The following is a 22809-nucleotide window of genomic DNA, read 5'->3' on the forward strand; positions in this document are numbered from 1 at the left end:
CTATGCTTCTCCAAGCCTCTTTTTGGAGTGATTTATCCCAACTCGTTTCTCCTGCGGTCGCTGAAACCCTCTACATGGTCATTGTTTCAACGATACTCGCCTACATTATAGGACTCCCTTTAGGTGTCATCTTGGTTGTTACCTCTACCGGCCATATAGCACCCAACCCTTGGGTAGAACGGATCTTAGGAACCGCTATTAATATATTACGTTCCGCTCCATTCATCATCTTGTTAGTGGCCTTCATCCCATTGACTCGATCTCTCGTCGGCACGTCTATTGGCACCACTGCAGCCATTGTCCCTCTCGTCATCTCAGCGGCCCCTTTCGTGGCACGTGTAGTAGAAAGTTCCCTCAAAGAAGTCCCCTATGGCGTGATCGAGGCTGCCTTATCCATGGGAGCATCACCCCTACAAATTATCCAAAAGGTCCTTCTCCCTGAAGCAAAAGCTTCCTTGATCTTAGGCATTACCATCACGACGATTAGTGTCATCGGTTATACTGCCATGGCTGGTGCCGTTGGTGGGGGAGGGTTAGGAGACCTTGCCATTCAATACGGCTACAACCGTTTCCGGACCGATATTATGATTGTGACCGTCATCATTCTGGTCGTGATCGTTCAGAGCTTACAATCTCTGGGTAATGCGCTCGCACGTAAGCTTTCTCATTATTAAATGATTAATATAGATATTAAATAGTACCTAAACGCTAAAAAGAAACTAAACAATTAGGAGGAGAAAAACATGTTCAAATTCAAAACCCATCGTTATTTCGCATTATCACTCGTCATCTTGGCTTCTCTCTCTCTCGGCCTTACCGGATGCGGCAGTACGTCAAACACCTCAAAAGCTACATCAGATACAACTGCTAAAACCGTCCTTAAAGTGGGCGCTACCCCAGTTCCTCATGCGGAAATTTTAGAATACATTAAACCAGCCTTGGCTAAAGAAGGCATTGACCTAAAAATCGTGAGCTACACCGATTATGTTCGTCCTAACTTAGACTTGGATACAGGAGATATCGATGCCAACTTCTTCCAGCATACACCTTACCTTGATTCTTTCAACAAAGATCATAACCTAAAGCTTGCCTCGATTGCCAAAGTCCACATCGAGCCAATGGGTGTCTACTCTAAGAAAATCACTAAACTAGACGACTTAAAAACTGGAGATACTCTTGCTGTTCCCAATGATCCTTCCAATAACGGTCGTGCCTTAGCCTTACTAGCCAAAGCCGGTCTCATCCAATTGAAAGACGGAGTAGGGATCAAAGGAACCGTTAATGATATCACAGGAAACCCTAAGCAACTCAAAATCACCCCGATCGATGCCCCTCAGCTTCCTCGCGTAATCCAAGATCCCAAAATTGCAGGTGCAGTGATCAACACAAACTACGCTCTGGAAGGTGGACTCAATCCACTCAAGGATTCCCTCTTTACTGAAGACAAAGACTCACCTTATGCAAATATATTAGTCGTCAAAGACAGCAAAATAAATGACCCAGCTTTACAAAAGTTAGCGAAAGCCTTAACCTCTCCTGAGGTTAAGAAATTCATTGAAGACAAATACAAAGGGTCAATCGTTGCTGCATTCTAGAAAAACGTAGGTTGACTTACATTTTAATCACCTCGTAACTTTAAAGAGGACGAAATCCGCTCAAGGATTTCGTCCTCTTTCTATCTCTCTTCTCTATGCTAAAACAAGTGTATCTGTAAAATCACTTTAAGACACATTATAAGCATAGTCCCGGAGTATATGGTTTCGAATTGCTAATCTCAGAGTTCTCACCATTATCCCCTGCAAACTCGACGGTAACCGTTGTCCCTGTAGGACTTGATTCGAAACTCATTACAGCATTCTGGCGAAGGGCAATACTCTGACATATTGCGATTCCTAACCCAGTCCCACGTTCTTTCGTTGTTAAAAAAGGAGTCCCTAATTTTTTGAGTATCGCGGGATCAACCCCCCCTCCTTGGTCACAAATTCTAAGTATGATATGGTTTCCTACTTCATGGGCTTGAATCGTAAGTGTCGTACCACCCTGCATAGCTTCGAGTCCATTTTTTGCTAAGTTCAGAAGTAGTTGTCGTATTTCGTTGGCATTTCCTTGAATGTTTGTGACCGGTTCCAGCTCTAGATTTAATCGTTTGTCTTGATTAATCGCATCCGCAGATAACAAGGGGGATAAATTCCTGACGATCTCCGTGATATTTATTAACCCGAAATCGGTAGATTTTTCTCTAGCCAAACTTAAAAAATCAGAGATAATTACATTCGCCCGATCTAGTTCTTGAATCATCAATTCATAAAATTTGTGATTATTCTTGGTAGTGTCCTTGGAGCCGAGCAATTGTAGAAAACCGCGAACTGTCGTGAGTGGATTCCTTACCTCATGGGCAATACCTGCTGCCATTTCTCCCACCATATTAAGTCTTTCCATGCGAGCTAATTCACGATCAGCGTTCTTTCTGTCTGTAATGTCAATAAGCACTTTGAAGATCAACTTTGAGCCATCGACATCAGTGTAGGGCTGTGCATATACCTCATACACACGATTATCGAACATTACCTCTTTCCATAAAGATGTAGTATTCCTAAAAGTCATGGGGGTTTCGCAATCTATGCACGGGTAGAGCAACCCTCCGATGACTTCATAGCAAGATCGTCCTTCCCAGGAGCCAAACTTAGTCTGAAAATTCCTGTTAGCATAACGTATTTTATAATTTTCTTCTTGTACATAGATGAGACCGGGAAAGCCATCAAATAACGAATATAAGCGAAGATGCTCTTCTTCCACCGCCTTTTCGATTTCTTTTCTTTCATCTATATCGCGGAAAAAAATTGAGATTCCATTCTCTGTTGGATAAATACTGATTTCAAGCCAGAATCCCATGAATGGTTCATTTGATTCGAATCGTGTAGGTTGCCCGTCATTCATTACTTTCAGACAAGAGTTTGTTATCAGCTTATTGCCTTGATCATAAATATCCCAGAAATTAGTCCCTACTAAATTACCATTAAAGCCATTAGCTTCGTTTGCTTTAACCATAGCCTTATTAGCATGTGTTATAATCCATTGGCGATTTACGGCTAAAAAACCATCACTAATACTTTCCAGTGTATTCGACAGTTCTTGATTAACTATGGCTAACTCATTTTCAGCAGTTTCTCTTTGGATGATCTCATCTCGGAGTTGCTCATTCGTTCTTAGCAGTTCTGCAGTCCGTAATTCGACCAATTCCTCTAAACTTTCTCGATACCGACGCAATTCATTTTCTTTCTGCTCACTTTCAGTAATATCCCAAATGGAAACAACCCGTAAGCATCGATCACTTACGGTTAATTCATAGTTATCAATGTGAACTGGAAAACAGCTTCCATCTTTTCTAACATGAATAGAATTATACTCATAATGACCCTTGTCATGAACCTTATGATATATTCTCTGAATATCATCATGATGCCCCGAAGCACACAATAAACCATACATTGATCTGCCTAGTAACTCTTCAGCACAATATCCATGCATATCCGTGTAACGCGGATTCACTTTTAGCAATTCCCCACTTATGGCATCGGAAACCGCTATGCCCCAAGGGTTCTCAGTAAAGATGCGATCCCAAATTTCTTTATCTTCTTGAAAATTGACTAAAGCAAGTTCTTGGCCAAAATCAACGATTACTTCTTCATTGGACATTTTCGATACCACTTTTCTCAATAAAATTGCGCCGTACTGAACACCCTATAATTCTTCCAAAGTATGCTAAGATGTTCATTTCTATGACACGGCAGCTCTTCTTTTCCTATAATTTTATAAATATCGGAAGAGAAATAGTATTTCGAGTTTAATAACCCGATTTTTTACCCATCATCGTATTAATATTTAACTTAAAAAGAGTGACTCCTGACAAACCCGCATCTACAAATGAAATTCTCTCGTCCGCATAGTGTTGCATGATGATTTTCATGCCCTTACGCTTATCCTCTAACTCTTCGATGAATTCAACTTCACCGAAACCAATGACACTCTGATAACGCATCGTCCAGTTGCATCCCTGGTCACCCGGAACAACCTGTGTATCAATCTCCACTTCAAAGCAAGCCTGAGGATTTTCTCGAAGGATTGATAGTTTCAAACCTTCTGATGCTGAGTGAAAATACAAGACCTCAGCTTCGTAACCGAAGCACATTGGAATGATATAAGGCATAGTTTGATAGGATACGGCTAATCGACACACTTGAGCTTTCTTCATTATCTCGTCCAATAGTTTCTGTTCAGTGATCTCCTTATCGTTTCTACGCATGTTTTTGCCTCATTTCAATTGTTTCTTAATAATCAATAACAATGCCCACTTCTTTGGGCCGGTTGACCTATTGAATTTTGTAACAAACCAAACTAGATGCCCCAAACACCTGCTACCTATCAAGAAACTGCTAATGAAAGGTGAAAACGCATGTATAAATTGGTATAAATGATTAATATTATACAAAGGTCCCTAGAATTCCTGCAGAAGATCAAGGAAAGAGTATTGTATACTGAATCCGCAAAAAACTTAGGTTGTTTTAATGCAGAAAAACTGTTTGGGCTATTGCAAGTTCCTGATCCATATTATCTCCAAGTATAACATGTCTGCACACTGATCTTGTCGATCCTGAGTCCTCGATCAAACATTTCGAGCGAATGGTCGATCCATAAGTTGTTTCCTTTTTGTATATAATCTTTAGGGAGATAAGCTGATTCTGCTGATAGATGTTTTCAGGAATGACTTCGAGCATCCACTGAAGATAATTAGCATTATTGACATGCCCATTAGTATCAATATCGCTGCGTCTAACTAAAAAGATCTGTTCTTCTTCACTCACACCTCCGCCTTTTGAAATAGCTTGTAGCTGATCAAAGGGGTCTTCAATCGCTCGTACTGGGTCCAATCCGTAAGCATCTCGGAATTCGAGGCCAATTCTTAAGGGTCTCTTTGTCTCTGTATTCATAAATATCCATAAAGACGTCGCTCTGCCAATAACCTCCTCCCTATAGTTCTTAATCAAGAATTCCCTCGTTGCATAAAACCGTTCGAAGTTAGACGGCCAAGTCTCAATGATGACCATTTCGCCGTATGTAGGGTACTGATCGATCTGGAGATGCCAACGGTTTAAAATCCAAGCTCGTTGTTCGGATCTTAAACGCCCAACCCCATACCCAACTGACTCAGAATGAGAGATTGCTGCATCTTCTAAATAATATAATATGGTCAGAGGCGTGGCCTTCTCCTGAGGGTTGACTTCGTGATAATGGACTTCAAATTCCATTCTAAATCTCGGGTTCAGCATAGTTTTACCCACCTACTCGTTTCATTCAGATTTTATCTGTGCCTTGAATTGTGTATCGTAAATTTTCCTATAGAGACCCTCTTTTTTTAATAATTGCGCATGGTTTCCACTCTCTGCAATCGTCCCATTGTCAATCACAAGAATCTGATCAGATGCAAGAACCGTTGATAAGCGATGTGCAATTACAAAACTTGTTCTATCCTTCAACAAAGGCACCATTGCCTTTTGAATATACAACTCAGAGACCGAATCTAATGAAGAGGTAGCCTCATCAAGAATGATAATTCTAGGGTCTTTCAAGATCACCCTTGCAATAGAAACTCTTTGTTTTTCTCCCCCTGATAACTTTATCCCTCTATTCCCTACCAATGTTTTATAGTGATCCGGCAACGTCATAATAAAATCATGAATATAGGCCAACTTACAAGCCGTTATTATCTCTCCTTCCGTGGCATCTTCTTTTCCATATCTCAAATTTTCTTCTATTGTGTCATTAAAGAGATATGGCTCTTGCATCACGATCCCTATCTGCTGTCGAAGCGACTCCAAGGTTACATCCTTGATATCTCGACCATCTATTTTAATACGGCCGTTAACGACTTCATATAATCTTGGAATTAAATTTGTGATGGTAGTTTTTCCTGCACCGCTGGATCCAACCAGTGCCACCATAGTGCCTGGATTTACCGAAAAATTGATATCTTCTAGAACTTTAACCGCACTGTTATAAGAGAAATAAACCTTTTCAAAGTCAACCTTACCTTTTATTGACTCTAAACTGGTAGCGCCTGGCTTATTTTCTATCTCCTGTTTCAGATCGAAATACTCAAAGATTCTTTGAAACAAGGCCAACGACCTAATAACATCAATATGAATATTAGACAGTTGTGAAACTGGCAAATAGAGCCTTCCCAATAGCGCCACAAAAGCTATTATGCTCCCTATCGTTATCTCACCCTTAATAAATAAATACCCTCCATAAAAGTAAATAAGCATCGGTCCAATGGATATAAACGTGGTTATCGTCATCCTAAACCATCTACCCACAACCGATTCCCTTATTTGAAGGTTTATAACCTCTTCGTTCGTCTTTGCAAATTTCTCGTATTCATCCTTCTCCTTAGTAAACACTTTTGTAAGTATGGTTCCGCTGATGCTAAGTGTCTCCTGGACAATCTGGTTAAGCTCACTCATCTTCCCTTGACTCTTAGTGGCAATTTTCCATTTTACTTTACCTACTTTCCTAGTAGGGATTATAAAGGTTGGTAGTATAATCATACCTACAACTGCAAGCTTCCAGTTCATCGTTACTAGTACAATGGCTGTGGAAATAAGAACAATGAAACTACTTAAAGCATTCACAACAGTGGAGTTAAAGATATCTTGAATGCCATCAATATCACTCGTTATTCTGGTAATAATCTCCCCAGGCTTTGCAGAGGAATAAAAGTTTAAAGACATCTGCTGCAAATGGGAATACATTTGATTCTTCATATTCAATATTATATGTTTGGAAATCCAAATACTTAAATAGGACTGAGCTACTTGTAAAAGTCCAAGGAGTATCGTGATCCCTATGGAAACAACAATTAAAAGGCTTAAAAGCTTAAGATCCTTCTGTGGTAATGCCTTATCTAAAATATTTCTAATGAGCATCGGTGGTACAAGCCCCAGTATAGAAGCTACGATTATTGAGCCAATGACAAGAAGCATTTGCATCCAGTAGGGAAAAAAGTAGCTCAATATTCGACCTAGCATCTTTTTCGTAACCTGAGGCATCTCTATTTTTTCATCTGCAAATCTCATTCTGCCGATTCCTTGTTTCATGTTACCAACTCCTATAGTTTTGACACCGAAAACCTACAATGATTATAACATAGTTGTTTCCATTAGAAATTATAAGACCAGCTACAAGTAATGGCGACAACAAAACAGACCATAAAATCGACTTTACTAGCCAACTTTATGGTCTATTCTTGCGGTTTTCGAGTCCCTACCACATTGAAATCCTGACAATTGTTTAAGTAGCTAGTTATGATATTCCAAGCTGGCGTATGGACTCAAGAATTAGCGCTCCACGAACTTTCTCACTATAATTAAGCAAAAAAAGAAACCCCAATCACATGAGAGATTTCTCAAAAGGCTTTGACCCCGAATTATTATACCTTTTTACAATTATGACAATAGCCATATATTTCTAACTTATGGCCGGTAACGTCGAAATCAATTTTCTTTTTCAAACTCAGCTGAAGTTCTCCTATAGGGCACTCTTCAATAGAAATCTCTTTGTGACAACCCACACAGAAAAGATGGTGTTTATGCTCGTTGTGATTAAGTTCATACCGTGCTTTACCATCATCCATTCTGTTTGATTTAATGACCAGATTTTTAGAAGCAAATGTATCAAGAGTCCTATATACTGTCGAAAGATTAATAGACTCCGTCTTTTCCTGTAACGAAATAAATAGCTGTTCCGCTGTCAGTGGAGATTCTGACTGTTCGAGTAATTCTAGAATGGCATTCCTATGTTTAGTACTTTTAACCCCCTCTTTTTTTAAAACTTCCTTATATCTAGTGTTTTCTTCCAAAACGATCATCCTTTAATTCTTAATTATAGTTTAATCTATGTTCATTTTAATACTTTTAAATATTTTAGCAATCTTTAGGACAATAAAACTTGTCTCGGCTTTACTTCAACATCCAACTTCAATTGTATAGGATTTTATTCAACGATATAAAGAGTTTAGAGATGGTTTACAATTGTCAATAATAGAGTATAATTTTAAGAGGGTCTGCAAATGCAAAGCACTTGCATCTGCCAAAGAGGAAAAGGGGTAATTCAATGTATTCAAAATCGATTAAGTATCTTTGTCTTATTTTATTGAGCTTGTTAGTGTTAAGTGGGTGTGGGGCTAACAACGAGTCTAAGGCTACTGTTAGTCAAGCCGCAGGTTCTAGCTCAGTTACAAACAGTACCGAAAAGTCGATAACAATCGCTGCTTCATTCTACCCGATGTATATCTTCGCTTTAAACGTTGCAAAAGACATGCCTAATGTCAACGTTATCGATATGACTAAGCCCACGGCAGGATGCCTTCACGATTATGCGGCAACTCCTGCAGACATGAAGAATCTTGAGGGAGCAAAAGTCCTCATAACCAACGGAGCAGGAATGGAATCCTTTATGGATAAAATTACAGGCCAAATGCCAAATCTAAAAATCGTTGATTCCAGTAAAGGGATACCGTTAATTAAAGGGGCAGGCGATGTAGGAGATAATCCTCATGTCTGGGTGAGTATTTCTAATGCCATTGTACAGGTGAAAAATATTGGGGATCAACTCTCTTCACTAGATCCCACTAATGCCCCTAAATATAAGGAAAACACCAATGAGTACGTTAAAAAATTGGAAGTAGAAAGAGATAAAATGCATCAAGTATTAGATGGTGTAAAAAACCGTGATATTGTTACGTTTCATGAGGCATTTCCTTATTTCGCAAAAGAATTTAATTTGAACATTGCAGGGGTCATTGAACGCGAACCAGGTTCGGAACCCAGTGCCAAGGAATTGGCAGCAACAATAGATCGGGTAAAAAGTCTGAAGGTAAACGCCCTCTTTGCAGAACCACAATATTCTTCGAAAGCGGCAGATACTATTGCTAAAGAGACTGGTGCCAAAATTTACACGCTTGACCCAGTAGTAACTGGACCTATGGAAGCAGATGCTTATCTCAATATAATGGATAGCAATCTTAAAACGTTGCAAGAGGCTCTAAAATGAACATGATACAACCTAAATGTACTCATAGTTGTCAAGGAACATCCTGTAAGTGTGGGCTATGTTGTACGAAAGTTACAAATTTTGGTGTCTCTCGTGGTGGAACAGAAATATTACGAAATGTCAATCTCCACATTCACTGCGGAGATTTGACGGCGATTATCGGTCCTAACGGTGCTGGAAAAAGCACGCTCCTTAAGGCTATCTTAGGTGAGGTCCCTCATACTGGAGAACTTCAATTTCTTGATGCCAAGAACGAAGGAACAACTAAACCGACTATGGGTTATGTCCCACAGAAGCTTGATCTCGATTCAAGCTCCCCAACAAGTGTCCTTGATTTATTTGCAGCAGCCCACGCAAGGATGCCGATCTGGTTTTCTTATCCTAAAAGAATGCGTGAACGTGTAAGGGAAACTCTAGCCCGAACTCAGTCAGAGCAGTTAATCGATAAACGCTTAGGTACCTTATCCGGAGGGGAGTTGCAAAGGGTTTTACTAGCTCTCGCCCTTGATCCAATTCCTCATCTCTTACTTCTGGATGAACCCGTGTCAGGCATTGACCAAAGGGGTTTAGAGTTATTTTATAAAACACTGTCTATTCTTCGAAAAAATTACGACTTATCGATTATCTTGGTTTCCCATGACCTAAATTTGGTAGCGGAGTACGCCGATCGTGTGGCCTTTATCAACAATAAAACGATAGAATGCGGGGGAACCCCAGAAGAAGTATTCAGTAACGAAAAGGTAATCCAAACGTTTGGTTTAGATTGGTCAAAACGCATTCTAAGAAACGAGAAGGACAGGGTGGATAATGCATTTATGGTATAGTTTGGTGGAGTTGTTGCTGCCTTTCGGCTGGTTACAGCATGCGTTTATGAAGAATGCACTCCTGGGGGTTTTGTTGGTAACGCCCATTTTCGGATTGCTGGGTACAATGATCGTCAATAACAAAATGGCCTTCTTTTCTGATTCATTAGGCCACTCTGCCTTAACAGGAATTGCGATTGGAGTTATACTGGGCATAAAAAATCCTATCTGGTCTATGCTCTTCTTTTCAGTATTGATTACAATAGCCATTCTAGTTGTCAAAGAAGCAAATACGGCTTCGACTGATACTATCATTGGGGTGTTTTCTTCTACCGCAGTAGCCCTTGGCATAGTAATATTGTCTCGAAACGGCGGTTTTAGCAAATACTCAGTTTATCTTATTGGTGATCTGTTGAGTATTAACCCCACCGATTTGTTGACACTAAGCATTGTCTTTGTCCTAGTGATTGCCTTATGGAGCGTAATTTTCAATCGACTTCTCATGGCAAGTATGAATCCTTCCCTGGCACGTAGCCGAGGAATTAATGTTCGACTCTATGAGTATTTATTTACCATGATGATGGCTGTTATCGTGACAATTTCTATTCAATGGGTCGGAATACTTATTATCAGTTCACTGCTCATATTACCGGCCGCTTCTTCACGGAACATCGCAAAGAATATGAGGCAATACCATATCTACTCGGTGTTAATCGCTCTGATTTCGGGCGTGTCAGGATTGATTTTATCCTATTTATGGGGAACCGCTACAGGGGCAACCATAGTGCTAATCTCATCAGCCTTTTTTGCCGTAACGTTTATTGTCAAGTTGAGACTTGGCTGAAGACTATCGACGCCCCTTCGTTATCTAGGTATAGTTTAGCGCTCACTTTATTTAACTTAAAGTGAGCGCTTTTTTCTTGTCCACAATATTTGGTTAAGGAATGATTCCACGAGAATAATCTTCCTCCAACTTTTCGTTTGATTTTTAATCTATCCTTCTATTTGTACTGTATTTAATATCAATTACCCGGATGGAAAGGGTATTTTAAGCAATTCATGTATTACTTCAATTTCTACTCAACGATGACGATTACCGAAGTCCTATGTGAGAGATATACAAATATTCTTAAATATCTTCACTGGACGTGGTATGTTACTTGGACAACTCTTCTTATAACGTTTTATCTTTCTCGACAGTATTACCTTTGGTTCTTTAAGTTAAAAGGTAATACACTAAGCTCTTAATTTAGGCCATACTTTTCTGTTTATTTATTTTGAAAAGCTAATTCCAAAGGATAGAACCCTAGAGATGACATAAACTATGCTACAGTATGCTTTTATCTATATCAACTACGGAGGAGGACCTTCGATGAATTTCACAGATAATCGAAAATCTACGTCCGTGGCAGTGCACCCCGAACTACGGCGTACCTTACTGGCGAACCCGACTCATGAATCCCTAAGAACGATTATCGAGTGCCAAATCTTTGATCACCCCTGTCCGCCTCTCATGGACGACATCCTGTGCCTATTACCCACTTGGGAACAACAGGCCTGTCAAGGGAATGAGATTTTAGCGACCCTGATTCAATACATGACACAGCACTCCCTAAGTTATATGAAAAATGAGGAAATGATTCAAGCCAACCTCCTGCGCATTCGAATTTTGGCTTCTACACCAGGAATTTTTTCCTTTCCACCGTTTGAAATTCAAGAACACCTCGTTCGATTCCTGCAATCATCTGAAGTTTTGGCTGACCTTCCTGCATTAGAGGTAGTATTCTTTTCCATGGATGAAATCTCTCCCCTTGCTTCTGATTTAAAACGTCTCCGCCTGACTCCCCACAGTCGTCGCTACATTCAAAACCTATTCCATCCTGAACGTCGCGAAGCTATCCTATCCGTTCTAGCTCATATTGCGAAGGTTTACCCCTTAATTTCTACTTGCCGTAAAGCCTATGCGCTCATGCTTTCCCTCGATAATCCTGACATCTGGGGAACACATCCCTTTTGCCTCCGCCTCATCGCCAATCGCTTCTGGGACTATGAATTAGTGGATGGAATGCAAATGTAATTGTACGTTAGCTTAATGAGCACGTTAGCGGAATTGCGTCAATGAGCGCAGACGGTTTTGCGTTTTATCAAACATCGTCAAGCGAGTAGCAATACAGCGTGTGCGAACATGCTAAGACACTGACTCCTCTACTTCAAATAAATGCAGCGCTCCATACTTGGGATATACGGGGACCATTCATCATCCGGATGGTTCACTTTCGCTTGTTCAAACTGGTAAAGCTCGGCATCCATAACATCAGCATAGTGGAGCACCAAAGCTTCCATTAGCTTCGGTCGTTTAGGAGATTGCCATTCATATTTTCCATGATGACTAGTAATAATATGAACCAACTTGGATCGTAACTCACGCGGAAAATCCGGGATTTTCGCGATCTCTTCAGTTAAAAGCTCGATGCCTAAGATTATGTGTCCCAGGAGCCGCCCTTCCGTTGTAACCTTAATCCCTCTGTCATAAGAATACTCCCCGATCTTTCCAATATCATGCAAAAGCGCCCCAGTCAGAACTAAATCGCGATTTATTGACGGGTAATGCCCGGCAATTCCATCCACAATCTCAGCTACTCTAACACTGTGCTCCCAAAGCCCACGAAGATAGGCTTGATGGATTTTCATGGCAGCAGGGGCTTGCCTATAGGCCGTTCCCCATTCCGGGTGGGCTAAAAACTGTTCTAGCAAGGCTTTCAGTTCAGGCTGGGTAATCTTATCCAGAATACTCTTTAAGCGATTTTCTAACTCTTCAGCTGTGACAAGAGAACTCGGCAAAAGGGCGGCTAAATCCACACTTGCCTTGGCAATCATCCGAATAGTTTCAATCGTGAGATCGATAGTTCCACGGTATTCGGAAGCGACCCCTGTAACGTAAAAGACATCCTGGTCTTTTAGCCACATTAGAACTTGTGGTTTATAATCCCATATTTTCCCTTGAATCGTTCCTGAGCGGTCTTGGCATATCAATGAGAGGTATGCTCCCGGCTTTTGCCTAAAAGGGACTTCTTTCCACTCGTTGACCAGTAGGGTTCCCTCAAACCGTTCTCCAGCCTTACAATCCTTCAGCATTAAATTCATCCTTTCATCTACTGCTCTTATAATAACCATTATAACAAATTGCGCTAAGACACTGAAACCCCACGCGTTATATGCGTGGGGTTTCAGTCATCGCTTGATAGTCTCCTTAATTATTAACAGCATCCTGTAGATTAGCATACTCTTTAGCAAATATTTTTTCCGGGTCTAGAATAATAATCATCCGATCTTCAAGCTTTCCGATACCGGTAATGTAATTAGTACTGGCACTGAGAAAATCAGGCACCGACTGTACCTGTTCATCATTCAACTTAATAATATCTGTAACCTCATCTACAATACAGCCAGTCGCTGATTCGTTAACATTTAACATGATAAACTTACTTTCGCTAGAGATTTCCTTTTCGATTAAATCAAACTTAGTCCTTAAGTTGAAAATATAGCTTATGTTCCCACGTAAGTTTATCATACCTTCTATCGATTTATCTGTACCCGGCAATGTCTCTACTTTAAATTTTCTTGCCCGTAAAATGCCATTAACAGCTGAAACATCAATACCATATTCCTTATTGTCTAATTCAAATACAACTAATTGAATGCTCACAAATGCCGCCTCCCTTCTATAAAATTCCTACTTACTGGGCATTCGTAAGATCATTTAATTGTTCCGTAAGACTTGCAATTTCCATCACGCTTGCTGTTACTTGTTCAATAGCGGCGGCTTGCTGTTCGATTGTAGACGTTGTTTCATTTCCCATAGTTACCGTTTTGTCGACGGACTCCTTTATACTTGTCGTTAGTTCTTTAATTTTACCTACCGTTTCTTTCGAATCAGCTGAAAGTTTCCTGATTTCTTGAGCTACAACACCAAATCCTAGTCCAGCCTCACCCGCTCTAGCTGCTTCAATCGCTGCATTCAAACCTAATAATCGAGTTTCATCAGCAATATCTTTAATAAAATCCATTACCGCATCAATTTTGCCGGTTACCGCATTGACATTTTTAATCTCATGATTTAAATTTGTTTGATTGTTACTAATATCACTAGCAGAAGCCGCCAATTGTTCCATAGTTGCAGATATTTGTCCCAATCCATCGTTAAGTGTATTACTCACTGTTTTCAGCTTTTGCTGTTGATAAGCGGTGTTAGACATATTATTTGCAACAATAAACAGCACATTAGCCGCAGCTTCAATACTTTCCCGCGACAATTTTCGAATTTCTTGGACTGCATCGACATATCCATCCTCATCAACACCGATTTCGTTGGCAATTTTACGATACTTTGCATCGTTAGGAACATCCGTTAATACTTGTCCTCCTAAAATAGTACCAATCTGACGCCCTTCTAGCATAATTGGTGCTGCAAAATCTATCAGTCCTGCATGGCATTCGTAGATTACTGGTTTGCCTGTCCGGGCAGCTTCTTCTCCGCCTTTGCGGTGCGATTCAGCACAACGTTGGTCACCACATTCTGTAGAATGTGTATAATCCATACAAAATCGGGTGTAACTACTTGGTTTTGTTATAGGGGTACCGTCAGGATCAACAGTTACACTCGCCAAGCCAACTCCTTTAGCAAAATCATCTTGGAACCGCTGCAAAAAATCAATGTCAATAACATCTTTGAGCTTTACTGTACTTAAATCCAAATTACCACCTACATTTTTTCCATTTGCCTTTTGAGATTGACTCATTAGCCATTCCTCCTATTTTACTCGAATTAAACTCTATAACCAGGGAATATTAAGCTGAGTGGTTGTATTCGACATAAAAGGAATTTCTCCTTCTGTATTCATTATATTTCGACATTTTTGATAAGAAAGAACTTCGAATATGAAATCACTCACTTCTTATAATTCTCCAACGTTTCAAAAAACCGCTCGAGAACGCTGCATAACCCCATTCCAGCCATTCAAGAATTAACAGTCCATTGTTCTTAAACTTTAAAGCTTAGCCTTGGTAGTAGTAATCACTTGAAACTAAAATTAAAAATGTTAGAATTAACGATATTGACATCCATTAAGGAGATGACTAGCCGTGGAAAACCTTATATCGAGCATTAAATTTAACTTTACACAAAAAGCTAAAGAATTCCTCCAAAAGGCTAATAAAAGCGCGCTCCATATTGAAACCATGGTCGTTACACAATGCTGCATTCCGCTCTCTATTCCTCCTACCGTACGCAAGGGAATTCCGCACAAACCCGAAAATTTCCACGTTTTTAATGTTGACGGAATCACGGTGTACTATGACCGGAATTTGATCCTAAAGCCAGAAGTAACGATAGATGTTCGAGGGCTAGGGTTTGCTAAAGGACTCATAGTTTCAGATTGGGTTATTAAATACTAAAGTCGGCCCTTAGGCCGACTTTAGTATTTTTCCGCATTAGAAGCATAGTTTGAACTTTATTATTCTAAGACCTGGAGGCTCATCTTATAATCGTAGATCAACCTATTAAATTCCTCCGGCGAACCAAATTCGCGGATTAACGTCTGCGCTCGTTGCAGCAAACGTTTATGTACTTCTTCCCTACTGATGAGAAATCCAATCATCTTCTTCATGTTTGGGTCACTTGTCAATTCCAGATGTTGTCTATACAGATGACTGGCTCGGGTTTCGGCCTCTACATCCACCTGTAGTATGTCAATAGGGTCAGCACTTTGATTAATATAGTTGACAACCCACGGAGCACCTTGGGAATTGGCATAGGTCAGCGGCGGTCCCCCTAATTTGATAATTGCAACTGAAATTAGTTCCATATGCCCTAATTCTTCTGCAGCAATTAACCCTAGTAGCTCCCGAACATACCGATTTGTAAAATTAGCGTAATGGTTTAAGTACTGTAGTGATGATGATAATTCACCATTTCTCCCTGCGTAATGCTCAAACAACACCTTGGCAAACACTGGATCTGGCCCTTTAACATGGACTGGATAAAATAATCGCTTTCGATAATTATACATTTTTCACCCCTCCCTCAAGAATTAAGAATCCTGTCTTCATTATATGAAGGCAGGATTCAAGGGGTCACAAAGGGAGGCTTTTCTATTGGAGGCCTTTTTCTCCGATATCTCGACGAAAATGAGCCTTAGGAAAATCGATTTGATCCACGAGAGTATAGGCTTTTTTCCGAGCCTGTTGAAGGGTTTTCCCGTCAGCGGTTATTCCCAATACCCGGCCGCCAGTGCTCCGAAGTCGCCCCTCGCTGATTCCCGTTCCCGCATGAAATATGACGGTACCGGAATCCGTCACTTCAGGCAAGCGAATTGGAATTTCCTTAGCATAGGCTAAAGGATAACCTGGGGCAGCCATCACAACACAGACTGCAACCTCTTCTTTCCACTCCAGTTCGACCTCAGACAAACGACCCTCAGTACATGCCCAAAGAATTGGCAAAAGATCCGATTTTAGTCGTTTCATCACCACTTGTGTCTCAGGATCACCAAACCGGACATTGTATTCCAGTAATTTTGGCCCCTGCTGTGTTAACATCAGACCCAAGAAAAGCACTCCTTGAAAGGGAGTCCCCCGTTCTCGCATGACCTGCAAAGTTGGTGACACAAGGTCTTCCATCACTTTTGATTCCAGCTCAGCCGTCCAGATCGGAGGGGGACTATAAGTACCCATCCCCCCTGTGTTAAGGCCAAGGTCGCCCTCCAAGGCACGCTTATGATCCTGAACTGGAACCATAGGCACCGCCGTTGTTCCATCTGAGAAACAAAGCAAGCTGACCTCTTGACCTTCCAGGAATTCTTCAATGACCAATTTTTTGCCTGCTGAACCAAATCCGCCGTCCATGATCTCATCCACAGCTTGGAGTGCGGTTTCCATATCCAGTGCCACAATGACCCCCTTGCCCGCAGCTAGGCCATCCGCCTTCAAAACGCAAGGCGCACCAAGGGTTCCAAGATAGTTTTTGGCCTGATCCGGATCATCAAAGACCTGCCACTTCGCGGTCGGGATCTTTGCGCTTTCCATAATGGCTTTAGCAAAGGATTTACTTCCCTCCAGCCGAGCTGCAATCTGAGTTGGTCCGAAAATTCGCAGACCCGCCTTTTGAAAAGCATCCACAATTCCTAAACTCAAGGGGTCTTCCGGCCCAACTAGGGTCAAATCAATTTTCTCCTTCTGTGCAAAATTCACTAACCCAGCGATATCCTGAGCGGGTATAGGAACATTCCATAACTCGGTTCCTGCATTCCCCGGCGCAACAAAGAGACGTTCAAGTTCCGAGCTTTGCGCCAGTTTCCAAGCTAGAGCATGTTCCCGCCCCCCATTGCCGACGATTAACACTCGTTTTCTGTTACCCACTGCCCTCGTCTCCCCTATTGTTAATGTTGGAAATGCCGCCGATGCGTAAAGACCATGATCATATTCAAGCGATTGGCCGCCTCAATAACTGCTGCATCCTTCACAGATCCCCCTGGCTGAACAATCGCTCGAATCCCAGCCTTGGCCGCTGCTTCTATCGAATCAGGGAACGGAAAGAAAGCATCGGAAGCCAAATAAGCCCCTCGAGCACGATCTCCAGCTTGTTCAAGAGCAATCTTAACAGACCCGACTCGGTTCATTTGCCCGGCCCCAACGCCGAGTGTTTGTTTATGATCTGTTACCACTATAGCATTTGATTTTACATGCTTCACAACTCGCCAAGCAAAATCAAGGGCAATCAGATCCTCTTCCGTCGGTTTTTGATCTGTCACAACATCCCATTCTCCAACTGACGTTGTCCCTCGATCCACCTCTTGAACGAGATATCCTCCGTTGATACTTTTGAAGGCCCAACCAGAGTAATAATTTCCATTGTCTCCCCTTCCAACCACAAAGAGTCGGAGATTGACTTTTTCACTGAGAATTTCCTGAGCTTCACGGCTAAATTCCGGCGCGATAATAACTTCGTAGAATGACCCTTTAATAGCTTCTGCACACACCCCGTCGACCACCCGATTAAAGGCGATGATTCCGCCAAAAGCCGAGACTGGATCGGCAGCCAAAGCACTCTGATAAGCCTCAAGGGGGGTGTTACCTAAAGCGACTCCACATGGGTTACTATGTTTGATAATCGTCGCTGCGCACGATTCGAACTCACGCACTATCTTCCACGCCGCATCCATATCCATCCAATTATTGTACGAAAGTTCTTTCCCTTGAAGTTGTTTCCCGTTCGCTAAAGTCCCCATACCAGCTTCTGAATTAATATAAAACGCTGCCTTTTGCTGGGGATTTTCCCCATAACGCAACTCCTGAACTTTTTGAGCTGTTAAACGAATCGTTTCCGGAAAACTATCGGGCGTTTCCAACTGCCGTTCTAAGTACCCTGCAATAAGACGATCATACTCCGCTGTGTGAGAGAAGGCTTCGGCAGCCAGTCGCTTGCGCATGCCCGCTGAAACGGTTCCTGCCTCGCGTAGCACCTTCACCACATCACCATAGGATGCGGGATTAACCACTACAGTAACCCGTCCATGGTTTTTAGCTGCGGCGCGAACCATCGTCGGCCCGCCCACATCGATATTTTCAATCGCCTCTTCAAAACTCACCCCAGGCTTGGAAATCGTTTCTCGAAATGGATAGAGATTGACCACAACCAAGTCGATAAAACCAATCCCGTTTTGCTCCATTTGTTCCCGATGCTCCACACTATCTCGTGCCAGAATTCCTCCGTGGATTAAAGGGTGGAGAGTCTTAACACGGCCATCTAAGACTTCTGGAAATCCCGTGACCTCACTCACATATTTCACAGGAATATTGGCTTCATCGAGAGCTTTGAACGTCCCCCCGGTCGAAATTAATTCAAAATCTAATGCCACTAGTTCACGGGCAAAATCAACGACACCCGTCTTATCCGAAACACTTATGATAGCTCTTCGCTTCACGCTAACTCCTCCTGCTACAAAATCTGAACGCTACGCCCGGTCCTCTTCACCTTTCCTAGCACCAGCAAACGAACGGCCTCCGGGTAGAGACGATGTTCCACCGCCAAAATCCTCTGTGCTAAGCTTTCTTCAGTGTCCCCCGACATTACAGGCACTGCTTCCTGTAGGATAATCGGTCCACTATCTAAGCCTTCATCCACTAAATGCACCGTACATCCGCTTACCTTGACTCCATATTCAAGTGCCTGGCGCTGGGCATGGAGACCTGGAAAGGCCGGAAGCAACGAAGGATGGATATTCATGACCGGAAAATTGGCCTGCCGAATAAACTCTGAACCTAAGATCCTCATATACCCCGCGAGGAGTAAAAGCTCCACCCGGTTTTCCCGCATCCAAATAAGAAGGTCCTCCTCTTGAGCTTGACGACGGGGATAATCGCTAACTTGAAAAACACGAGTAGAGATTCCTGCCTCCTTTGCTCTCTCAAGAGCAACCGTCTCTAATTGATCTGAGCCCACAGCAACAATTTCAATAGGAAGGTTACCATTTCTGCAGGCTTCAATCAAAGCTTGAAGATTGCTTCCTCTACCCGAGGCCAGAATTGCCGTCCTCAATAAGTCACCCCTTCTCCTGAAACGACACTTCCTATGACAAAGCTACTCTCTCCCAAATCCGAGAGTCTTTGGCGCATTATACCCTCATCTTCCGGCCGAACAATGAGGACAAAACCAATGCCCATATTGAAGGTCCGGTACATTTCCGACCATTCTACATCTCCTAAGCGTTGAAGCAAGGAGAAAATCGGAGGACGTTCCCAAGCTGAGATATCAATCCGAACTCCCAGACCCTTTGGCAAGACCCGGGGGATATTTTCCGTTAAGCCCCCCCCTGTAATATGGGCCATACCCAGAATCTCTCCCTCTAAAAGAAGCGGTAAAATTGACTTAACATATATCTTTGTCGGACGAAGCAAGGCCTCTCCGAGCGGCTCGCCCAACTCTGGAAACACTTCCTCCAAGGAATGTTGTTCAAATACTTTTCTCGCCAAGGAATACCCGTTGCTATGTAATCCGGTGGAGGGCAAACCAATCAGCACATCCCCCGCTTGAATCTTCGATCCATCGATCAATTGATCTCGATTCACAACACCTACTGAAAACCCTGCAATATCATATTCATCCTCGGCATAGAAACCGGGCATTTCGGCAGTTTCTCCCCCGATCAATGCACAGCCAGCCATCTCACATCCTTGCGCCACCCCACCGATGACCTCGGCAACTCGCCCTGGTTCTACTTTCCCAACAGCAAGATAATCGAGAAAAAACAAAGGTTCTGCCCCTTGAACCAAGATATCATTGACACACATCGCCACCGCATCTTGTCCAATGCTATCATGCCGATTCATTTGAAAGGCGAGGCGTAGCTTAGTTCCCACGCCATCCGTGCCAGATACAAGGACTGGGTCTGGATACTTCTGCAGATCTAATTTAAACAGTCCACCAAACCCTCCAAGCCCTCCGAGAACTCCCAGCCGATGTGTCCGGGCAACCGCTGGCTTGATACGTTCCACGACTTCATTCCCTGCTTGAATGTCGACACCCGCGTCTCGGTATGAATATCCCAAGGTTTATTCCTCCTTACTTTTCAGAAACTTATCTGGGAGCCCGACTCATTTTAGCTTACCGCAAAAATGCTGTGGTTCAAAGTTGTTTTTTCCTCGATTCAAACTCGAAACCGGAATAGGATATGCTCCATTAAAACAAGCTAAGCAAACATCATTAGTGCCTAAGGCCCGTAGCAAGCCTTCTTCAGAGATATAGTGCAATGAATCGGCTCCCACGAACGCCCGTATTCCCTCGACATCAAATTGATTAGCAATGAGTTTTTCCCGTTCAGCCGTATCAATCCCATAGAAACATGGATATGCAACTGGAGGAGAACTGATTAAGAAATGGACTTCTTTAGCCCCAGCATTTTTGACCATCTCCACCAGCTTGGAACTTGTGGTTCCACGGACAATCGAATCATCAATCATAACGACGCGTTTATCTTTCAAAACGCTCGTATTGGCATTAAGTTTCAGTCGAACCCCCACTTCTCTCATTGCTTGAGTTGGTTGGATAAAGGTTCGGCCAACATAACGGTTTTTAATAAGTCCTTCGCCAAAAGGAATCCCAAGTGCCGTAGCATAACCAAGGGCTGAAGCAGTCCCAGAGTCCGGGACTGCAATCACCAGATCAGCATCAATCGGGCATTCACTGGCCAGTTCAATTCCCATCTGACGCCTACTCTCGGAGACGTTTAACTGATCGATTGTGCTATCCGGTCGAGCAAAGTAAATGTATTCGAAAGCACAAAATGCATGCTCAATTTTCGCAAGCCCTGGGCGCGTGTGTAATCCCTCTTCGTCGATTACGACAATTTCGCCAGGTTCGACATCTCTCACAAACTCCGCACCTATGGTATCCAGAGCGCAACTTTCTGAAGCTAGGCAATACCGACCACCGATTAATCCAATACATAACGGACGGAACCCATGGGGATCTCGGATTCCAAACAACTTATCCTCAGCCAAGATAACCAAGGCATACGCACCCCTTAGATCCATCATAGTCTTAACCAGCGCATCTTCCAGGGAATCTCGGCGATACCGAGCGACTAGATTAATGATCACTTCGCTATCAATGGTCGTCTGAAAAACTGCCCCATTTTTGCCCAGTTCTTCCCTTATTTCCAAGGCGTTCGTCAAATTCCCATTATGTGCTAAGGCCATCATGCCTTTTTGATAGTGAACAACCAAGGGTTGGGCATTCGCGAGGAGACTTGACCCCGTGGTTGAGTAACGAACATGCCCAATTGCCATTTTTCCCTTCAAGCCTTTTACATCTTGGTCAGAAAACACCTCTGACACCAAACCCATTCCTTTATGCAAGGAAATACTATGTCCGTCCGAAACCGCGATTCCAGCACTTTCCTGCCCTCTATGTTGTAGAGCATAAAGTCCGTAGTAAGTTAAACGGGCTACCTCCTGATTAGGAGCATAAATCCCAAAGACACCACATTCTTCTTTTGGTTTGTCCTCTCCAAATCCAACCATTTTTGGTCCCCTTTCGCCCAAGCATCTTGACAATCTTTAATTGTGATTAAAACCGTAGCTTTAAGAATGGGCAAGGGCCTCTTTTACCCGTCGAAAAACTTCTTGGTACGCTTCTTCGACCCGTCCGAGATCCCTCCGGAAACGATCCTTATCCAGCTTCTCCCGAGTTTCTATGTCCCAATAGCGGCAAGTATCTGGGGAAATTTCATCACCGAGATAGACTTTTCCATCGACAATACCGAATTCTAGTTTGAAGTCAATTAAATCGATTCCCGCTTTGACTAAGATCTTCTTCAAGAGTTCATTAATTTTCAAGCCTAATGCTTGGACTTCTTGAACAACGACAGCACTAGCCCATCCCATGGCTGAAACATGGGATTCATTCACTAGCGGATCACCCAAAGCATCATCTTTATAATACAATTCCACAACCGGTTGAGAAAGTACATAACCCTCTTCTACGCCAAGACGCTTAGATAAACTTCCCGCCACAATATTACGCACAACAACTTCAAGAGGAATCATTTCTAAACGGCGCACGAGCATATCCCGGTTGCTGATCAGGCGAACGTAATGTGTCGGGATACCTGACTTTTCTAGTTCTTCAAAAAAGAGTGCTGATAACAGGTTATTAACCTCTCCCTTATCAGCGATTTGTCCCTTTTTCTCTCCGTTAAAAGCGGTAGCATCATCCTTATAAGCTACCCAAAAATACTCGCTTTGATCTGTATCATATACTTTTTTTGCTTTTCCCTCATACCGTAATGCTAACTTTTCCATGTTCTTACCCCTTTCAATATTGACGATACTTTGATTTATT

General features: G+C 42.4%; 23 protein-coding genes. 8 read left to right on the forward strand and 15 right to left on the reverse strand.

Features of this window, described 5'->3' with window-relative positions; genetic code table 11:
* The first annotated feature begins 2 nt into the window (after positions 1-2).
* On the forward strand, positions 3-674 hold the full coding sequence (locus E4K68_RS05845; RefSeq protein WP_135378133.1) for a methionine ABC transporter permease: 672 nt from the start codon (positions 3-5) through the stop codon (positions 672-674).
* A gap of 69 nt (positions 675-743) precedes the next feature.
* Positions 744-1595: a MetQ/NlpA family ABC transporter substrate-binding protein gene (locus tag E4K68_RS05850; RefSeq protein ID WP_135378017.1), complete on the forward strand. Its 852-nt coding sequence runs from the start codon at positions 744-746 to the stop codon at positions 1593-1595.
* Between the two features lie 136 nt (positions 1596-1731).
* Here E4K68_RS05850 and E4K68_RS05855 read toward each other — a convergent pair whose 3' ends face one another.
* The 5 genes from E4K68_RS05855 to E4K68_RS05875 form a co-directional block, all read right to left on the reverse strand.
* Positions 1732-3696, reverse strand: coding sequence for a PAS domain S-box protein (locus E4K68_RS05855; RefSeq protein ID WP_135378018.1), 1965 nt, complete (start codon positions 3694-3696; stop codon positions 1732-1734).
* A 148-nt stretch (positions 3697-3844) separates the two neighbouring features.
* On the reverse strand, positions 3845-4303 hold the full coding sequence (locus tag E4K68_RS05860) for a pyridoxamine 5'-phosphate oxidase family protein (protein WP_135378019.1): 459 nt from the start codon (positions 4301-4303) through the stop codon (positions 3845-3847).
* A 259-nt stretch (positions 4304-4562) separates the two neighbouring features.
* The gene (locus tag E4K68_RS05865; protein WP_135378020.1) at positions 4563-5327 is read right to left on the reverse strand and encodes an acyl-ACP thioesterase domain-containing protein; all 765 of its coding nucleotides are present in this window, start codon (positions 5325-5327) and stop codon (positions 4563-4565) included.
* A gap of 21 nt (positions 5328-5348) precedes the next feature.
* Positions 5349-7154, reverse strand: a complete 1806-nt coding sequence (locus E4K68_RS05870; RefSeq protein ID WP_135378021.1) for an ABC transporter ATP-binding protein — start codon at positions 7152-7154, stop codon at positions 5349-5351.
* A 332-nt stretch (positions 7155-7486) separates the two neighbouring features.
* On the reverse strand, positions 7487-7924 hold the full coding sequence (locus E4K68_RS05875) for a Fur family transcriptional regulator (protein ID WP_135378022.1): 438 nt from the start codon (positions 7922-7924) through the stop codon (positions 7487-7489).
* A 245-nt stretch (positions 7925-8169) separates the two neighbouring features.
* On the opposite strand from E4K68_RS05875, the gene E4K68_RS05880 reads away from it, so the two are divergent.
* The 5 genes from E4K68_RS05880 to E4K68_RS05895 all read left to right on the forward strand — a co-directional run bounded on the left by E4K68_RS05880 (position 8170) and on the right by E4K68_RS05895 (position 11988).
* Positions 8170-9108: a metal ABC transporter substrate-binding protein gene (locus E4K68_RS05880; protein ID WP_135378023.1), complete on the forward strand. Its 939-nt coding sequence runs from the start codon at positions 8170-8172 to the stop codon at positions 9106-9108.
* Positions 9109-9110: 2 nt separating this feature from the next.
* Entirely contained in the window at positions 9111-9932 is an 822-nt protein-coding gene (locus E4K68_RS05885) for a metal ABC transporter ATP-binding protein (RefSeq protein WP_135378134.1), read from the forward strand.
* Complete coding sequence (locus tag E4K68_RS05890; RefSeq protein ID WP_199241696.1) at positions 9916-10755, forward strand: metal ABC transporter permease; 840 nt, start codon at positions 9916-9918, stop codon at positions 10753-10755. The genes E4K68_RS05885 and E4K68_RS05890 overlap by 17 nt, the downstream gene beginning before the upstream one ends.
* Positions 10756-10970: 215 nt before the next feature.
* Positions 10971-11159: a hypothetical protein gene (locus E4K68_RS21370; RefSeq protein WP_348982836.1), complete on the forward strand. Its 189-nt coding sequence runs from the start codon at positions 10971-10973 to the stop codon at positions 11157-11159.
* A 124-nt stretch (positions 11160-11283) separates the two neighbouring features.
* Positions 11284-11988 carry a hypothetical protein gene (locus tag E4K68_RS05895; protein ID WP_135378025.1) on the forward strand — a complete coding sequence of 235 codons (705 nt, stop codon included), beginning with the start codon at positions 11284-11286 and terminating at the stop codon, positions 11986-11988.
* 128 nt (positions 11989-12116) lie between these two features.
* On the opposite strand, the gene E4K68_RS05900 is transcribed toward E4K68_RS05895, so the two are convergent.
* The 3 genes from E4K68_RS05900 to E4K68_RS05910 all read right to left on the reverse strand — a co-directional run bounded on the left by E4K68_RS05900 (position 12117) and on the right by E4K68_RS05910 (position 14710).
* On the reverse strand, positions 12117-13046 hold the full coding sequence (locus E4K68_RS05900) for an HD domain-containing protein (protein ID WP_135378026.1): 930 nt from the start codon (positions 13044-13046) through the stop codon (positions 12117-12119).
* Between the two features lie 115 nt (positions 13047-13161).
* On the reverse strand, positions 13162-13617 hold the full coding sequence (locus E4K68_RS05905; protein WP_135378027.1) for a chemotaxis protein CheW: 456 nt from the start codon (positions 13615-13617) through the stop codon (positions 13162-13164).
* Positions 13618-13648: 31 nt separating this feature from the next.
* Positions 13649-14710, reverse strand: coding sequence for a PocR ligand-binding domain-containing protein (locus tag E4K68_RS05910; RefSeq protein WP_135378028.1), 1062 nt, complete (start codon positions 14708-14710; stop codon positions 13649-13651).
* A gap of 343 nt (positions 14711-15053) precedes the next feature.
* On the opposite strand from E4K68_RS05910, the gene E4K68_RS05915 reads away from it, so the two are divergent.
* A complete protein-coding gene (locus E4K68_RS05915) occupies positions 15054-15365 on the forward strand; it encodes a CC/Se motif family (seleno)protein (protein WP_135378029.1) in 312 nt (103 codons plus the stop codon).
* A gap of 59 nt (positions 15366-15424) precedes the next feature.
* Here E4K68_RS05915 and E4K68_RS05920 read toward each other — a convergent pair whose 3' ends face one another.
* The 7 genes from E4K68_RS05920 to purC form a co-directional block, all read right to left on the reverse strand.
* Positions 15425-15979 carry a manganese catalase family protein gene (locus E4K68_RS05920; protein ID WP_135378030.1) on the reverse strand — a complete coding sequence of 185 codons (555 nt, stop codon included), beginning with the start codon at positions 15977-15979 and terminating at the stop codon, positions 15425-15427.
* 82 nt (positions 15980-16061) lie between these two features.
* On the reverse strand, positions 16062-17327 hold the full coding sequence (purD, locus tag E4K68_RS05925) for a phosphoribosylamine--glycine ligase (RefSeq protein WP_135378031.1): 1266 nt from the start codon (positions 17325-17327) through the stop codon (positions 16062-16064).
* Between the two features lie 20 nt (positions 17328-17347).
* The gene (gene purH / locus E4K68_RS05930; protein WP_135378032.1) at positions 17348-18892 is read right to left on the reverse strand and encodes a bifunctional phosphoribosylaminoimidazolecarboxamide formyltransferase/IMP cyclohydrolase; all 1545 of its coding nucleotides are present in this window, start codon (positions 18890-18892) and stop codon (positions 17348-17350) included.
* A 14-nt stretch (positions 18893-18906) separates the two neighbouring features.
* On the reverse strand, positions 18907-19506 hold the full coding sequence (gene purN, locus E4K68_RS05935; protein ID WP_135378033.1) for a phosphoribosylglycinamide formyltransferase: 600 nt from the start codon (positions 19504-19506) through the stop codon (positions 18907-18909).
* A complete protein-coding gene (purM, locus tag E4K68_RS05940) occupies positions 19503-20516 on the reverse strand; it encodes a phosphoribosylformylglycinamidine cyclo-ligase (protein WP_135378034.1) in 1014 nt (337 codons plus the stop codon). Before purM ends, purN begins: the two co-directional genes overlap by 4 nt.
* Positions 20517-20561: 45 nt before the next feature.
* The gene (gene purF / locus E4K68_RS05945; protein ID WP_135378035.1) at positions 20562-21989 is read right to left on the reverse strand and encodes an amidophosphoribosyltransferase; all 1428 of its coding nucleotides are present in this window, start codon (positions 21987-21989) and stop codon (positions 20562-20564) included.
* Positions 21990-22049: 60 nt separating this feature from the next.
* Complete coding sequence (gene purC, locus E4K68_RS05950) at positions 22050-22769, reverse strand: phosphoribosylaminoimidazolesuccinocarboxamide synthase (RefSeq protein ID WP_135378036.1); 720 nt, start codon at positions 22767-22769, stop codon at positions 22050-22052.
* Positions 22770-22809: the final 40 nt, after the last annotated feature.

It is taken from the genome of Desulfosporosinus sp. Sb-LF (genome assembly GCF_004766055.1).
GTDB lineage: Bacteria > Bacillota > Desulfitobacteriia > Desulfitobacteriales > Desulfitobacteriaceae > Desulfosporosinus.

Bases quoted from the DNA above. Each gene is read 5' to 3' on its own strand.
- E4K68_RS05845 (WP_135378133.1), top strand. From the start codon at position 3: ATGCTTCTCCAAGCCTCTTTTTGGAGTGATTTATCCCAACTCGTTTCT.
- E4K68_RS05850 (WP_135378017.1), top strand. From the start codon at position 744: ATGTTCAAATTCAAAACCCATCGTTATTTCGCATTATCACTCGTCATC.
- E4K68_RS05855 (WP_135378018.1), bottom strand. From the start codon at position 3,696: ATGTCCAATGAAGAAGTAATCGTTGATTTTGGCCAAGAACTTGCTTTA.
- E4K68_RS05860 (WP_135378019.1), bottom strand. From the start codon at position 4,303: ATGCGTAGAAACGATAAGGAGATCACTGAACAGAAACTATTGGACGAG.
- E4K68_RS05865 (WP_135378020.1), bottom strand. From the start codon at position 5,327: ATGCTGAACCCGAGATTTAGAATGGAATTTGAAGTCCATTATCACGAA.
- E4K68_RS05870 (WP_135378021.1), bottom strand. From the start codon at position 7,154: ATGAAACAAGGAATCGGCAGAATGAGATTTGCAGATGAAAAAATAGAG.
- E4K68_RS05875 (WP_135378022.1), bottom strand. From the start codon at position 7,924: ATGATCGTTTTGGAAGAAAACACTAGATATAAGGAAGTTTTAAAAAAA.
- E4K68_RS05880 (WP_135378023.1), top strand. From the start codon at position 8,170: ATGTATTCAAAATCGATTAAGTATCTTTGTCTTATTTTATTGAGCTTG.
- E4K68_RS05885 (WP_135378134.1), top strand. From the start codon at position 9,111: ATGATACAACCTAAATGTACTCATAGTTGTCAAGGAACATCCTGTAAG.
- E4K68_RS05890 (WP_199241696.1), top strand. From the start codon at position 9,916: ATGCATTTATGGTATAGTTTGGTGGAGTTGTTGCTGCCTTTCGGCTGG.
- E4K68_RS21370 (WP_348982836.1), top strand. From the start codon at position 10,971: ATGTATTACTTCAATTTCTACTCAACGATGACGATTACCGAAGTCCTA.
- E4K68_RS05895 (WP_135378025.1), top strand. From the start codon at position 11,284: ATGAATTTCACAGATAATCGAAAATCTACGTCCGTGGCAGTGCACCCC.
- E4K68_RS05900 (WP_135378026.1), bottom strand. From the start codon at position 13,046: ATGCTGAAGGATTGTAAGGCTGGAGAACGGTTTGAGGGAACCCTACTG.
- E4K68_RS05910 (WP_135378028.1), bottom strand. From the start codon at position 14,710: ATGAGTCAATCTCAAAAGGCAAATGGAAAAAATGTAGGTGGTAATTTG.
- E4K68_RS05920 (WP_135378030.1), bottom strand. From the start codon at position 15,979: ATGTATAATTATCGAAAGCGATTATTTTATCCAGTCCATGTTAAAGGG.
- purF (WP_135378035.1), bottom strand. From the start codon at position 21,989: ATGGTTGGATTTGGAGAGGACAAACCAAAAGAAGAATGTGGTGTCTTT.
- purC (WP_135378036.1), bottom strand. From the start codon at position 22,769: ATGGAAAAGTTAGCATTACGGTATGAGGGAAAAGCAAAAAAAGTATAT.